Below are 15350 nucleotides of genomic sequence, written 5' to 3'. Positions count from 1 at the left end.
CAGAAGTGAAACGCCGTAGCGCCGATGGTAGTGTGGGGTCTCCCCATGCGAGAGTAGGGAACTGCCAGGCATCAAATAAAAGCGAAAGGCCCGGTCGAAAGACCGGGCCTTTTGTTTTATCTGTGGTCTGTCGGTGAGCGCTCTCCTGAGGAGGACAAATCCGCCGGGAGCGGATTTGAACGTTGCGCAGCAACGGCCCGGAGGGTGGCGGGCAGGACGCCCGCCATAAACTGCCAGGCATCAAATAAAGTGAAGAAGCCCATCCTGACGGATGGGCTTTTTTGCGTGTGTGCGGGGTAAAAACCGCCGGGCTGAACGTATTGTGCAGGCCTGATAAGCGCAGCGCATCACGCACATCGCCGCACCATCGGGTCCAAAGCAATATCCTGAGCCTGCATAACACAAGCCATTCTGCGGCATACGCGATAAACACCCAATCTGAATTATCTGTATTACCTCCCGAAAATATCAGGATCTCCTGCGGCAGTTACGTGTACCTTTATCTATTAGTAAGGGTCAATCCGGAGAATAAAGTGTTCGGAAAAATGGTATTAAACTACATGCCGGGTCTAAAAAATTTATTAGCGTACGATAAAAGCTGGCTAAAACATGATGTTAAAGCCGGGTTATCCGTTGCTGCCGTAGCACTACCGGTTGCGATTGCTTACGCTGAGTTGGCGGGAGTCGGGGCTATCGTCGGGTTATATTCCTGCGTTTTGCCAATGCTAGCTTATGCACTGTTTGGTTCTTCCCGCCAATTGATTGTTGGCCCTGATGCCACGACCTGCGCGGTAATTGCGGCAGTTGTGGTTCCCCTTTCTGCCGGAAATCCAGAACTCCACTGGCAGTTAACAATCGTCATGACCGTGATGATGGGAGGATGGTGTCTACTTGCCAGTAAGTTTCGCCTGGGTGCGCTTGCTGATCTGCTTTCTCATCCCATTCTAACGGGGCTGCTTAACGGCGTTGCCGTGACGATTATTGTCGGGCAACTCGGTAAGGTGCTGGGGATTACGCTTGATGAAGAGCAAGTGATAGAGAAGATTATTGCCCTGCCAGGCCGACTCTCGGAAATTCATTTATTAACCTTAGGGATCTCCATCCTAACGTTAGCGATTTTAATAGCTATCAAAACGTTTCGTAGCCAATGGCCAGCACCGTTGATTGCAATTGTGATAACAACGGCGCTGGTATGGATCACATCTGCACAGCAGTATGGTATTGCCACTATTGGGGGATCGGGCTTCCAGTCTGGTTTGCCTGTTGTTCACTGGGGCTCATTTCAGCCTGGTCTGGCACGTGATTTATTGATCCCTGCGCTGAACCTGGCATTAGTCAGTTTTGTTAGCCTGATGCTAACCGCTCGCAGTTTTGCCGCGAAAAATGGATACGAAATAAATGCTGATGCTGAGTTCAGGGCTTTGGGTGTTGCGAATCTGATGTCTGGCTTATCTCAGGGGTTTGCGATTAGCGGAGCCGATTCCCGGACTGCGGTAAATGACTCCACCGGAGGGAAAAGTCAGCTGGTTTCCGTTGTTGCAGCCTTAATCATCGGAATTGTCGTGGTATTTTTCACGCAGCCATTACCATTTATTCCGGTATCTGCATTAGGCATTGTTCTAATTTATGCATCGTGGTCATTGATTGATTTACGCGGACTCTGGAATCTGAGGCGAAGAAATAAACCCGCATTTCGCCTGGCGTTCTTCACCTTTGGCTGTGTTCTGATTATTGGTGTTATTCAGGGGATCGGCCTTGCGGTATTGCTGGGTCTGTTGCAGTTCCTGCGCACAGTTTTTCGTCCTACTGAACACTTATTGGGAATTGACGAAAATGGGATGATTCACTCATTAGGTAATTCAACTGATGTGAAAATGATCCCTGGCGTGTTGATGTACCGATTTAACTCACCGCTGACCTATTTTAATGTGGCCTATTTTAAGCGCCGCGTTTTGAATTTAGTTGATGGTGCAGTACTACAACCTAAATGGGTGGTCATTGACGCCGTTTCTTGCTTTACCTATTCAGATATCAGCGTCCTGGCAACCATTAATGAGTTAAAACGGGACCTGAAGGGGCGGCAGATTAAGTTAATTCTTGCGGGCCGGAAAACGGAGTTAACACGCTGGTTTAAAGAGAGTCGACCGACAATGAAAGACGACGACATGATTCTGGCACCAGACCTTTATTTGGCGCTGCGGTTTATTCAAAGCAAAGAAAGCATGAGTGAGGGTGAATCTGGCGTTGTTGAATAAAGCAGATTTAGGCAAATGATCAGGCTGAATGGAAGGCGCTGAGGACGGGTTTTCGTCCAGCAGGATCTGACCTCGACCAGAACCCCATGTAGCTAAAGGGGAGATCAGCAACCGCGCGGGGACGGTGAGTTCCCCGGCAGAGCATTGATATCGGCAAGCTACCTGAAATATAAGCAGTGTGACTGTTGTTAACCTTACGCTGTGAATGCGACAGATCGCTTAAATGATATCCTTCCCATTGCTGGCTTCGAGCTCCCGAATCAGGCGCTTGTTGATCTTGCCAACGCTGGTTTTGGGAATATCCGGGACTATCCTTATCTGTCGTGGGATCGCCCATTTAGTGATGTGGCCGCGGTCGACGAATCCTTGTAGATGTGTCGCTATGGCTTGCGGCTCCAGGTCCTCCCCTTCCTTGCAAACCACCAGAGCCAGGGGGCGTTCGCCCCACTGCTCATCAGGTATCCCGACGACGGCTACCGACCTGACCGCCGCGTGTGAGCTGATGAGGCTCTCAAGCTCCAGCGTGCTTATCCACTCACCGCCCGTCTTGATTACGTCTTTGATGCGATCCTTGATTTCCACTATCCCATGGGGATCGATAGAGGCTATGTCGCCGGTGTGCAGCCAACTGCCATTCCATAGCTCAGCCCCTTTCTCGGGTTCCTTCAGGTAGCCCTGAGTCAACCAAGGGGCTCGCACCACTATTTCGCCCAGGGCTTCTCCGTCGTGCACCACCTCCCGACCTTCGCCATCGACGATACGCAGATCCACCAACGGGACAGGCAGGCCGGTCCGAATCCGCAGGGGTAACTGTTCATCCATGGGAAGGGCCAGCTCGGCATCGCTTAAGTGGGTCATACAGAGCAGGGGACAGGTCTCAGACATGCCATAGCCGGCGTGAATGCGTATGCCCCTATGGTGGGCCTGTGTCGCCAGTCCAAGGGACAGTGAACTGCCACCGAGTAACATCTTCCATCCTGACAGATCAGTCTGCGTGGCTTCTTCGCACTCAAGGATCATCTGCAAAATGGTTGGCACACAATGCGAGAAGGTCACACCCTCATCGTGATAAAACCGCACCAGTTTGTTGGGTTCGTAACGACCGGGGTATACCTGCTTCACACCCAGCATTGTTGCGACATAGGGAGCGCCCCAGGCATGCACGTGGAACATAGGGGTGATCGGCATGTAGACATCGTTCGATCGTAGCAGCGACTGTCCCTCGTGGGCAGCCAGGAGACCCAGCTCATTGAGCGTGTGCAGGACCAGCTGGCGATGGCTGAAGTAGACTCCCTTGGGATTGCCCGTGGTTCCAGTGGTATAGAACAAGGTAGCTATCGAGTTTTCATCGAAGTCGGGGAAGTCAAAGAGTTCTCCCGCTGCGGCCAGCAGGGTCTCATATTCCCCGAGCACCGGCAGGCTGGTCGCCTTCGATTCTTCGTCACTAAGCTGGATGTATCCCCGGACAGTGGTCAGTGTCTCTGCCAGTGACTCGACAACCGGCAAGAAGTCGTCGTGCACCAGTACCAGGTTGTCCTCGGCATGATTCATGGTGTAAGCGATTTGGTCCGCCGAGAAGCGGACGTTCACCGTGTGCAGCACGGCACCAATCATGGGTACCGCGAAGAAGCACTCGAGGGCGCGATGGCTGTCCCAATCTAGCAAGGCGACGGTGTCTCCAGGCATGACACCGGCCGCTGTCAGCATGTTTGCCAGGCGATGAATGCGCTGTTTGAGGGTACGATAGTCGTAACGGAGCTTATCGGCGTAGACGATTTCTCGCTCGGGATGAGAACGCCCACCCGACAGCAGTAGGCTCTTGATCAGCAACGGATAGGCATGAGCCCCCTGCGCTGGCTGTATGATTTTTGTTTTCACCATCCAGATTCCTCGTTGACTCACTATTTGCTCGGTATGATGGCAATTGTAGATTAAGGTTGGCCTTTACTCCCTGGCGTTTGCTTCAGATATCGAGGCGGCGACCAGTTCCAGCCCCTGGGGATGAATGTGCGTACCTTGCAACGCGATCGGGTTATTCGCTACCTGCAGAATCCTGGCTACTCTATGCCCAGTTCCTTCACCCGCTGGTTCAGTGCCCAAGGCTGTTCAGATAAATTACTCAAATCTGGCCTACGGTTAAGCACGTCAGAAAAGGAGGTGTGCCTGATACCGCTATATTTTTTGCAGTACCATCGTGGTCTCACTGAAAGGTTTAACTGGCGTGATGAGGTAGGGTAGGTAGGAGTCGCTGTGGACAGAACGATCAGAAATCTAGCAGAACCCTGAAAGCAAAAAACCCGCCATAGGCGGGTTCTTCTGAATAGTGGTGCCCGGACTCGGAATCGAACCAAGGACACGGGGATTTTCAATCCCCTGCTCTACCGACTGAGCTATCCGGGCAACGGGGCGCATTAAACCGTATTCACGTCTGTCAGTCAATCAAATTTCTGGAAACATTGTTCAACCGCTTAATATTGCGGCAATCTGCATGGTTATGCCTGAAGTTTGCACAAATTTTCCCGACAGATGCGGCTAAAACAGATAATGCTCGCTTAGGTCAGCGCACCGCCCATTCGGCACTGGGCAAAGCGTAAGATATCTTCAGCCAGGTGGTGTGCCGTTTCGACATCAGCATGACTACGATTAACCAGCATGCGGCTCAGGCAGCCTTCCAGCACCAGTTCCATCTGTTTGGCGACCATTGCCGGGTCGTCAACTTCCAGCGTCGTGAGCAGTTCATGGGTGAAGTCATGTGCTGCCTTTTTTTGCTGATCGGCTAACTGATGGATCGGATGTCCGGGATCGGGGTAAAACGTACAGGCGGCGATGAACAGACAGCCGGGATAGCGATTATTGCTCACGCATTCGGACAGTGCGTTGTAGCGCGCCAGTAATTTCTGCTCAGCGCTCAGGGTGTCATCCAGCAAAAGCTGACGCCGCCAGATATCCACCCGCTGGCTGAGGTAACGTAGCGCATCGTACAGAATGGCCTCTTTATCGGGCCAAAAGCGCTGCAGTTCATCCAGAGGATAATCGATACGTTCGGCCACCATTTCCAGCGTGGTATTGGCTATCCCTTGCACCTCAAGTAATTTCAGGGCTTCTCCCAGGACATCTTCACGTTGCACGGTATTCTCCTCCGTATTTCCTGTTGCAAGTGTCGCTCACGGTTGGCGATCGCGCAAATGTGCGCTGAAGGTAGCGGCATCCATAAAACCCGTTACCCGGGCCTCCGGATGCTCTTTTCCCTCGGCATCAAAGAACAAGATAGTCGGCAAACCTAAAACCTGTAGATGTTTCAGCAGAGCGACATCCTGGGCATTGTTTGCTGTCACATCCGCTTGCAACAGCACCGTGTTGCCTAGCGCTTGCTGAACCTGCGGATTACTGAACGTGTACTTTTCAAATTCCTTACAGGCAACACACCAGTCGGCATACAGATCCAGCATGACTGGCCTGCCTTTAGCTTGCTCCAGCGCTTGATTTAACGCATCTACCGATGCCACCGGCGTGAAGTTAAGGTGTGCCTGGGGTTGAGTATGCGGCGCGCCGAACGCCCAGTCTTGCAGTGGACGCACGCATACCAGTGCTGCGGCTAACAGGACAATCTGCACGATACGCATCCAGGCGTGCTTTGCCTGCAGGCTGGTAATGAACGCCCAGCCAAAGAACGCGACGCCTAACAGTGACCATAAGCGAACGCTCCACTCGTCGCCAACGATACGTTCGAGTAAGAAGACGGGAAGCGCCAGAATGACAAAGCCAAAAGCGGTTTTGACATGTTCCATCCATGGGCCGCTTTTAGGCAACAGGCGATTGCCAAATACGGTAATCAGCATCAGAGGTAATCCCATCCCCAGCGCGTACAGATACAGCGTGCCGCCTCCCAGCCACATGTTCCCGCTTTGAGCGATATACAGCAAAATCGCGCTTAGCGGGGCCGTTGTGCAAGGAGAACAGATGAGGCCAGCAATCGCCCCCATCGCAAAGACGCTGCCGGGAGCTCCACCTTGCTGGCGGTTACTCATTAGCGTGAGGCGCGTTTGCAGCGATGAAGGCAGTTGCAGCGTGAACAAACCAAACATCGACAACGCCAGCAGCGTAAAGATGACGGCAAGGCCAATCAGGACGTAGGGATGCTGAAGCGCAGCCTGGAACTGTAAACCGGCGGCTGCAACAACCAAACCCAGCGCGGTATAGGTGAGCGCCATCCCTTGAACGTAGATAAACGTCAGCAGCAGTGCCCGTCCGGTTGATAAGCGTTGCTTGCCGCCCAGTACGATTCCGGAAATCAGCGGATACATCGGCAGTACGCAAGGCGTAAACGCGATACCAATTCCAATCAGCAATGCCCACAGTGCGGAAAAGGGAAGTTGGGCCGTGGGCTGCGGTTTCTCTTGCGGATCTGTAGTGGCTGGGGCTGGCGCAGGGGAGGCCGCGGCACCGGCAGACACTTCACTTAATGGCACCGTTTTTGTTTCTGGTGGATAGCAAAATCCGGCGTCGGCGCAGCCCTGGTATGTGATCGTTAATGTTGCGCCAGACTTAGCCTGATTGACCGTGATCGGGATAGTCAGCTGTTTACGGTAAATCTCACTTTTGCCGTAAAACTCATCTTCATGCCAGACGCCTGGCGGCAGTTTTATCTCGGCAATATCGGCCTGAGATGGCGTAATGCTTATCTGTTTGCGATACAGATAATAGCCATCTTTAACCTGCCATGTGAGGTTCAGATCGTGTTGGTTTTGCTGAAAATCAAAAACAAACGCCCGATCGGCAGGTACAAACTGCGAGCGGCCAGGCGCGTCAAATAATCCAGCAAAGGTAGATGTGCTGCACAGCAGCAGGATCAGCGTAAGGATGCGTTGAGCCATGAGCGGTAATCAAAGTCTCCGTGAGTGACGGGTAAAACCAGAAGTTCAGGCGTTTGATACGGATGATGTGACTTCAGGCAATCGAGAAGGGCTTGCTGGTGTGTGACGGTGGTTTTTAAAATCATCTGCACTTCATATTCCTGTTCCAGTTTGCCTTCCCAATAGTAGAGGGAGGTCGCACCGGGTAGCAGGGTCACGCAGGCAGCCAGCTTTTCCGCCAGCACTTTGGCGGCGAGATCCTGGGCGGTTGCTTCATCCGGGGCGGTACAGAGCACCACAACGGTATCGGGGATGGAAATATCCTGACTCTTTACATCAAGCATAAACACCTCGAAAGAACAGAGTAACCAGCAAAAGAATGGTCACTATACAACGGACGAGGGAAGGATGTTAGCTAAAGCGGGGTGGGGAGGCGGAACTGCAGGGCGCGAAGGCACCCTGCAGTAAAGTCTTACAGCATGAAGCTGCCCAGCAAGAAGCCGAAGCAGACAGCCAGAACCACACCCAGAGTACCTGGGATGAAGAACGGATGGTTAAAGACGAATTTACCGATGCGAGTTGTACCGGTGTCATCCATTTGAACCGCCGCAACCAGAGTTGGGTAGGTTGGCAGAATGAACAGACCAGAAACCGCGGCGAAAGATGCAACAGCCGTCAGTGGGGAAACGTTCAGAGCCAGAGCCATCGGCATCAGTGCTTTAGCGGTTGCAGCCTGAGAGTACAGCAGCGCTGAAGCAAAGAAGAAGATGACCGCCAGCAGCCACGGATGACCCTGAATTACGCTACCTGCAGTATCTTTGATCCAGTCAATGTTGTGAGATACGAAGGTATCACCCAGCCATGCAACACCAAGGATACAAATACAGGCGCTCATACCGGCTTTGAAGGTGCTGGAGTTCAGGATGGAGTCAGTTTCAACGCGGCAGACGATCGTGGTCAGCGTCGCGACGCTCAGCATGATGATCAGGATTGCGTTGGTGGTGTTCATCAGCGGTTTAGCGACCAGGCCAAGGCTTGGGCTGTTGATGATGGCGTATACAACTACGCAAACCACGCCCAGCAGGAACAGCCAAACGGAGGTTTTCGCGCCAGCTTTGATTTCAACTTGTCTTTCACCGCGCAGTTCAACCAGGCCTTCTTCCAGACGCTTACGATAAATCGGGTCGTCAGACAGTTTGGAGTTGAACAGTGCGGTGATCAGGAAGGACATCACCAGAACGGCCAGCAGGGTGGACGGAATGACCACGGACAGCAGGTGAATGTAGCTGATGCCATGACCTTCCATGACGGAAGACATATAAACCACGGCTGCGGAGATTGGAGAAGCCGTAATCGCAATCTGTGCAGAAACCACTGCGGTAGAGAGCGGACGGCAAGGCTTGATACCTTGTTCCTTCGCAACTTCAGCGATAACTGGCAGCGTTGCCAGAGAGATGTTGCCAGTACCGGCAAAGATAGTCAGGAAATAGGTCACGATAGGTGCAAGGATCGTGATGTATTTCGGGTTCTTACGCAGCAGTTTTTCAGTTTGGTGAACCAGGTAGTCCAGACCACCGGCAATCTGCATGGCAGAGATAGCAGCGATAACCGCCATGATAATGGAAATAACATCGAACGGAATATTACCTGGTTTTACGCCGATAGCGGCAAGAACCAGAACACCCAGCCCACCTGCAAATCCAATACCGATACCCCCAAGTCTGGCACCTAAAAAGATTGCCAGCAAAACGATGATAAGTTCTAAAACTATCATATTAGCCTTCCTTGTTGTTTAACAAGTTGATATTAAATTGTTGTTTTTAAGTAACTTCGAGTAAGAAAAAAGGCACGTCATCATGACGTGCCTTCTCCGGTACTACCCTACACGATTACTGTTCGCTTTCATCAGTATAACGTTTTGCTTTATAAGCAGGGTGCATCAGGTTCTGTGCAGAGAAGATATCGTCCAGTTCAGACTCGGTCAACAGACCGCGTTCCAGGACAACTTCACGTACGCTCTTACCAGTTTCGGCACAAATTTTACCGACGATGTCGCCGTTGTGGTGACCGATGAACGGGTTGAGGTAAGTAACGATGCCGATGGAGTTGAATACAAACGCTTCACAGACTTCTTTGTTAGCAGTGATACCACTAACGCATTTTTCCAGCAGGTTGTAGCAAGCGTTGCTCAGAATGTGAATGGATTCAAACATTGCCTGACCAATGACCGGCTCCATTACGTTCAGCTGCAGCTGACCAGCTTCAGATGCCATGGTGACAGTGATGTCGTTACCGATGACTTTGAAGCAAACCTGGTTTACGACTTCCGGAACAACCGGGTTCACTTTAGCTGGCATGATAGAAGACCCAGCCTGCAGTTCCGGCAGGTTGATCTCGTTCAGACCCGCACGCGGACCAGAGGAGAGCAAACGCAGGTCGTTACAGATTTTGGACATCTTCACAGCCAGACGTTTCAGTGCGCCGTGCACCATAACGTATGCGCCACAGTCAGAAGTTGCTTCAATCAGGTCTTCTGCCGGAACACAGGCGAAGCCAGTGACTTCAGCCAGTTTCTGTACTGCCAGCGGAGAGTACTCTTTCGGCGTGTTCAGACCAGTACCGATTGCTGTCGCGCCGAGGTTAACTTCCAGCAGCAGCTCAGCGGTACGCCCAATGTTTTTCACTTCTTCTTTCAGCAGTACGCTGAAAGCACGGAATTCCTGACCGAGAGTCATCGGTACAGCATCCTGCAGCTGGGTACGACCCATTTTCAGGATGTCCTGGAATTCATCGGCTTTTTTCTCAAAGCCTTCACGCAGCTGGTTCAGTGCATCAATCAGTTTGATGATGGATGCGTATACAGCGATACGGAAGCCAGTTGGGTATGCATCGTTGGTAGACTGACATTTGTTAACGTGGTCGTTCGGGTTCAGGTACTGATATTCACCTTTCTGGTGACCCATCAGTTCCAGACCGATATTGGCCAGAACTTCGTTGGTGTTCATGTTGACGGAGGTACCCGCACCACCCTGGTAAACGTCTACCGGGAACTGATCCATGCATTTTCCGTTATTCAGGACTTCATCACACGCCGCGATGATGGCATTTGCCACACTCTTAGGAATGGTTTGCAGCTCTTTGTTGGCCATTGCCGCTGCCTTTTTAACCATTACCATACCGCGAACAAATTCAGGAATATCGCTGATTTTGCTGTTGCTAATGTAGAAGTTTTCAATCGCTCTCAGAGTGTGGACACCGTAGTAGGCGTCCGCTGGAACTTCCCTGGTACCCAACAAGTCTTCTTCGATACGAATGTTGTTTAACATGTGAACCTTCTTTTTCAAGCTGCCAATGATTTGACTAAACACACAGGATATATGTGATTTCGATTGTTTCTCGACCGACGATTATCCCCTGCATCGGTCTGATACCCGAGATCATATGCTGGTTAAGGATTTCTACCGTAATCTGGATCACTTAAAGCGTGGAATTTACCCCTTATTTATTATTCTGTGAAATGGATCACCCCTTTGTGATTAACCCTAAATATTAGTGTACAAGCCACTTGAAATTTTGCTAACCACCACAATATCAAATCGATGCGATTAACATAATTTTTCGAACAGAAGTTGAACAAAACGGCTGTTATTAACAGGAGATCCCTTTGCGCTGGATACCATTACTTGCCATTTTTCTCTATGTTTACATAGAGATATCTATTTTTATTCAGGTTGCCCATGTGATGGGCGTCCTGATGACGCTGATTTTGGTTATTTTTACGTCGGTTATCGGTATGTCTCTGGTTCGTAATCAGGGATTTAAGAACTTTTTACTGATGCAACAAAAAATGGCGGCTGGTGAAAGTCCGGCTGCAGAAATGATCAAAAGCGTATCGCTGATTATCGCCGGTCTGCTGTTGGTACTGCCTGGTTTTTTCACCGATTTCCTCGGTCTTCTTCTTTTATTACCCCCGGTGCAAAAACATCTGACGATGAAACTGCTGCCACATTTACGTTTTTCGCGTATGCCTGGCGGTGGTTTTAGCGCCGGAACCGGTGGCGGTGAGACTTTTGATGGTGAATTTCAGCGCAAGGATGACAAGCGAGACAGCATCGAACATAAAGACGATCGTCGGGATTAAGGCTCAGTATGTAGGCCGGATAAGCGTTAGCGCCATCCGGCAAAAGTGTTTATAGGCCGGATGATGGCGTCAACGTTGCTTTATCCGGCCTGCGGGGTAAAAACAGCCACAGCCCTGCCAGCATAATCAACGCGTACAAACTCTTCCAGCCGACCATTGCCAGTAGTAGTAGGCACAGCAGACCACCAATGACCGCCAGTGCGCGGTAATGCCCTTTCAGTAATCGACAACCCGCCAACATGCACAGCAAATAAATCATAATAAAGATGCCGTTGGCGTAGACGATTAACGCATCGAGATTGATTTGCAGCATATAGATGCACAGAGTACTGACTACGCAGCAGCCCAATACGGCGTTTAGCGCATTGCGCGGAAGGTGGCGGGGGGACAGGCGAGCCAGATAACTCTCAGGCTTATACTGCGCTTGCGACCAGACCAGTCGAGCGAAACTTTGAATATAAATGTTGAGGCTGGCAAAACAGGCCAAATAACCAATGATGCAGGCGACCCACAGTGCCTGTACACCAAACAGTTGCACGACGATTTCTGGCAGCGATGCTGCGGCGGCCATTTGCTCGCCGTAGGCACCAAAATGGAGAACGACGACGGTGCATGCCCAATAAACAGATCCAGCCAGCAGCAGGCCGATCATCAGCGCGCGTGGGAAGTCTCGTTCAGGATTTTTGAATTCAGACGCCAGGTGAGCAAACGCTTCGAGGCCAACAAAACACCAGAACATCACCGACAGCGCGGCGAACAGACCGGGGAGTTCAATATCGCTAATTGCAGGGAAGGGGATTTCGCCTGGTTTCAGATCGCCCGCCCACCAGATAGCAACAATGAGGGCAACAATCAGTCCGGCAATGACCGTTTGCAGATTAGCGCTTGAGCTTGCGCCGCGGGAGCCGATGTACCAAACCAATGCCAGCGTACCCAGCTCAGCCAGCAGAAGTTGCTCGTCATGCCAGCCAAACATCGCCTGACCAAACCCGGCGGCGATGTGCAACGCCGCAGGCAAACCGACGGGAATCACCGACAAAAACAGCCACCCGGTGACGCGCTCCAGGCGTGAGCCAAAGGCCATGCCGACAAAATGCGCCACGCCGCCCGCACTGGGAAAATGACGACCCAGTACGGCGAAGACAATCGCCACCGGAAAGACCAAAACAATCAGCACCGGCCATGCCCACAGGCTGTTGTTGCCCGCAACCAGTGCGGCCAGCGCGGGGACGGCAAAAACGCCTGTACCTAACAATGATGTCGACAACAGGCCAATGCCCTGAGCCAGTCCCAGCTCTTGTTTCAGTCCGCTCATAAGTGGTTATCCGTTTATGCCCGTTGACCGGGCTATAGCGCAGATTTTTGATGGTATCACAATCAGATTTGCTTATGACGACGTGACTGAAATCGTTATGAAATGTGAGGTGTGTCGGCGTTTTGACGGGATTTTCTGCTGATAAAAAATTTTTTTCGCTTGCCCCCTTGAAGGCACAAAACCCCATCCCCATCTCTCTGGTCACTAGCCGGGAAACCGTTTACGGGCCGGCGTCACCCATAACTGATAAAGACTTTCTCAAAGGAGAGCTATCAATGAGTATTCGTCCGTTACATGATCGTGTGATCGTCAAACGTAAAGAAGTTGAATCCAAATCTGCTGGCGGCATCGTACTGACTGGTTCTGCAGCAGGTAAATCAACTCGTGGCGAAATCATCGCTGTCGGTAAGGGTCGCATCCTGGACAACGGTACCGTACAGCCGCTGGACGTGAAAGTCGGCGATATCGTTATTTTCAACGATGGCTACGGTGTTAAATCTGAGAAGATCGACAATGAAGAAGTGTTGATCATGTCTGAAAGCGACATCCTGGCAATTGTTGAAGCCTAATCCGCGAACGACACTGAACATACGAATTTAAGGGAAAGAGAAAATGGCAGCTAAAGACGTAAAATTCGGTAACGACGCTCGTGTGAAAATGCTGCGCGGCGTAAACGTACTGGCAGATGCAGTGAAAGTTACCCTCGGTCCAAAAGGCCGTAACGTAGTTCTGGATAAATCTTTCGGTGCACCGACCATCACTAAAGATGGTGTTTCCGTAGCACGTGAAATCGAACTGGAAGACAAGTTCGAAAACATGGGTGCGCAGATGGTGAAAGAAGTTGCCTCTAAAGCGAACGACGCTGCAGGTGACGGTACCACCACCGCAACCGTACTGGCTCAGTCCATCATCACTGAAGGTCTGAAAGCCGTTGCTGCGGGCATGAACCCGATGGATCTGAAACGTGGTATCGACAAAGCTGTCGCTGCTGCTGTTGAAGAACTGAAAGCACTGTCCGTACCGTGCTCCGACTCTAAAGCTATTGCTCAGGTTGGTACCATCTCCGCTAACTCCGACGAAACCGTAGGTAAACTGATCGCTGAAGCGATGGACAAAGTCGGTAAAGAAGGCGTGATCACCGTTGAAGACGGTACCGGTCTGCAGGACGAACTGGACGTGGTTGAAGGTATGCAGTTCGACCGTGGCTACCTGTCTCCTTACTTCATCAACAAGCCGGAAACTGGCGCAGTAGAACTGGAAAGCCCGTTCATCCTGCTGGCTGACAAGAAAATCTCCAACATCCGCGAAATGCTGCCGGTTCTGGAAGCTGTAGCGAAAGCAGGCAAACCGCTGCTGATCATCGCTGAAGATGTTGAAGGCGAAGCGCTGGCAACTCTGGTTGTTAACACCATGCGCGGTATCGTGAAAGTCGCTGCGGTTAAAGCACCTGGCTTCGGCGATCGTCGTAAAGCAATGCTGCAGGATATCGCTACCCTGACCGGTGGTACCGTTATCTCTGAAGAGATCGGTATGGAGCTGGAAAAAGCAACTCTGGAAGATCTGGGCCAGGCGAAACGCGTTGTTATCAACAAAGATACCACCACCATCATCGATGGCGTGGGCGACGAAGCTGCAATCCAGGGTCGCGTGACTCAGATTCGTCAGCAGATCGAAGAAGCAACTTCCGACTATGACCGTGAAAAACTGCAGGAGCGCGTAGCGAAACTGGCAGGCGGCGTTGCGGTTATCAAAGTTGGTGCTGCGACTGAAGTTGAAATGAAAGAGAAGAAAGCCCGCGTTGAAGATGCCCTGCACGCTACCCGTGCTGCGGTAGAAGAAGGCGTGGTTGCTGGTGGTGGCGTTGCGCTGATTCGCGTAGCGTCTAAAATTGCCGGCCTGAAAGGTCAGAACGAAGACCAGAACGTAGGTATCAAAGTTGCGCTGCGCGCAATGGAATCCCCACTGCGTCAAATCGTACTGAACTGCGGCGAAGAGCCGTCTGTAGTGGCTAACACCGTGAAAGCCGGTGACGGTAACTACGGTTACAACGCTGCAACTGAAGAATACGGCAACATGATCGACATGGGTATCCTGGATCCAACCAAAGTAACTCGTTCTGCTCTGCAGTACGCGGCTTCTGTTGCGGGTCTGATGATCACCACCGAGTGCATGGTTACCGACCTGCCGAAAGGCGATGCACCTGACTTAGGTGCTGCTGGTGGTATGGGCGGCATGGGTGGAATGGGCGGCATGATGTAATCATGTTGTTCTGAACCTCTCAGAATTGAGAAACCCCTGGGCAGAAATGTCCGGGGGTTTTTCTTTTGGTCATCTTTTTAGTATATGATTCAGCTACGGACATAACGTCCAACTAATTGATCATGGGGAATGACATGCACGTGAAATATTTAGCAGGGATCGTTGGTGCCGCGCTACTGATGGCGGGTTGTAGCTCCAGCAACGAACTGAGTTCAGCCGGGCAAAGCGTACGCTTTGTCGAAGACAAGCCTGGCGCAGAGTGCCAACTGATAGGCACGGCAACCGGTAAGCAAAGCAACTGGCTTTCTGGCCAGCACGGCGAAGAGGGCGGCTCAATGCGTGGCGCAGCAAACGATCTGCGTAACCAGGCTGCGGCAATGGGCGGTAACGTGATTTATGGTGTCAGCAGCCCATCGCAGGGAATGCTGTCCAGCTTTGTTCCTACCGCCAGTGAAATGATTGGACAGGTTTATAAGTGCCCTAACTGATTACACTTCATCCTTCAACCAGCCTCTTTGTTGGCTGCG

General features: G+C 51.6%; 12 protein-coding genes and 1 tRNA gene. 5 read left to right on the top strand and 8 right to left on the bottom strand.

All coding sequences use genetic code 11. The annotated features are described in order from the left end of the window. The first annotated feature begins 533 nt into the window (after window positions 1–533). Window positions 534–2255 (top strand): SulP family inorganic anion transporter, encoded by a 1722-nt coding sequence (locus OGV98_RS21815; RefSeq protein ID WP_003844994.1) that lies wholly within the window; start codon window positions 534–536, stop codon window positions 2253–2255. Between the two features lie 219 nt (window positions 2256–2474). Here the strand turns inward: OGV98_RS21815 and OGV98_RS21810 are convergent, their stop codons facing one another. The 7 genes from OGV98_RS21810 to aspA all read right to left on the bottom strand — a co-directional run bounded on the left by OGV98_RS21810 (window position 2475) and on the right by aspA (window position 10434). Further along, a complete protein-coding gene (locus OGV98_RS21810) occupies window positions 2475–4136 on the bottom strand; it encodes a fatty acid--CoA ligase (protein ID WP_071687633.1) in 1662 nt (553 codons plus the stop codon). A gap of 443 nt (window positions 4137–4579) precedes the next feature. Further along, a tRNA-Phe gene (locus tag OGV98_RS21805) sits at window positions 4580–4655 on the bottom strand. A 152-nt stretch (window positions 4656–4807) separates the two neighbouring features. Continuing rightward, window positions 4808–5383: a transcriptional regulator gene (locus OGV98_RS21800; RefSeq protein WP_199400123.1), complete on the bottom strand. Its 576-nt coding sequence runs from the start codon at window positions 5381–5383 to the stop codon at window positions 4808–4810. 36 nt (window positions 5384–5419) lie between these two features. After that, window positions 5420–7129, bottom strand: a complete 1710-nt coding sequence (locus tag OGV98_RS21795; RefSeq protein ID WP_138828118.1) for a protein-disulfide reductase DsbD — start codon at window positions 7127–7129, stop codon at window positions 5420–5422. Then, the gene (gene cutA / locus OGV98_RS21790) at window positions 7105–7452 is read right to left on the bottom strand and encodes a divalent cation tolerance protein CutA (RefSeq protein WP_003025447.1); all 348 of its coding nucleotides are present in this window, start codon (window positions 7450–7452) and stop codon (window positions 7105–7107) included. Before cutA ends, OGV98_RS21795 begins: the two co-directional genes overlap by 25 nt. Before the next feature lie 128 nt (window positions 7453–7580). Next, complete coding sequence (dcuA, locus tag OGV98_RS21785; RefSeq protein ID WP_003025449.1) at window positions 7581–8882, bottom strand: anaerobic C4-dicarboxylate transporter DcuA; 1302 nt, start codon at window positions 8880–8882, stop codon at window positions 7581–7583. A gap of 115 nt (window positions 8883–8997) precedes the next feature. After that, complete coding sequence (aspA, locus tag OGV98_RS21780) at window positions 8998–10434, bottom strand: aspartate ammonia-lyase (RefSeq protein ID WP_003025452.1); 1437 nt, start codon at window positions 10432–10434, stop codon at window positions 8998–9000. A gap of 338 nt (window positions 10435–10772) precedes the next feature. On the opposite strand from aspA, the gene OGV98_RS21775 reads away from it, so the two are divergent. Further along, a complete protein-coding gene (locus tag OGV98_RS21775) occupies window positions 10773–11249 on the top strand; it encodes an FxsA family protein (RefSeq protein ID WP_003025457.1) in 477 nt (158 codons plus the stop codon). A 49-nt stretch (window positions 11250–11298) separates the two neighbouring features. On the opposite strand, the gene yjeH is transcribed toward OGV98_RS21775, so the two are convergent. Continuing rightward, a complete protein-coding gene (gene yjeH / locus OGV98_RS21770; protein ID WP_061548966.1) occupies window positions 11299–12564 on the bottom strand; it encodes an L-methionine/branched-chain amino acid transporter in 1266 nt (421 codons plus the stop codon). Between the two features lie 275 nt (window positions 12565–12839). On the opposite strand from yjeH, the gene OGV98_RS21765 reads away from it, so the two are divergent. From OGV98_RS21765 to OGV98_RS21755, 3 genes are all read left to right on the top strand, one after another. Next, window positions 12840–13133, top strand: coding sequence for a co-chaperone GroES (locus tag OGV98_RS21765; RefSeq protein WP_000027827.1), 294 nt, complete (start codon window positions 12840–12842; stop codon window positions 13131–13133). Window positions 13134–13176: 43 nt separating this feature from the next. Continuing rightward, window positions 13177–14823 (top strand): chaperonin GroEL, encoded by a 1647-nt coding sequence (groL, locus tag OGV98_RS21760; protein WP_003025464.1) that lies wholly within the window; start codon window positions 13177–13179, stop codon window positions 14821–14823. A 134-nt stretch (window positions 14824–14957) separates the two neighbouring features. Then, window positions 14958–15311 carry a DUF4156 domain-containing protein gene (locus OGV98_RS21755; protein WP_003025468.1) on the top strand — a complete coding sequence of 118 codons (354 nt, stop codon included), beginning with the start codon at window positions 14958–14960 and terminating at the stop codon, window positions 15309–15311. The last annotated feature ends 39 nt before the right edge of the window (window positions 15312–15350 follow it).

The organism is Citrobacter sp. Cf136 (assembly GCF_030333815.1).
In the GTDB taxonomy this organism is placed as follows: domain Bacteria; phylum Pseudomonadota; class Gammaproteobacteria; order Enterobacterales; family Enterobacteriaceae; genus Citrobacter; species Citrobacter freundii.
The sequence above is the reverse complement of the archived record's forward strand: the minus strand, read 5'-3'. Positions and strand labels throughout refer to the sequence as shown.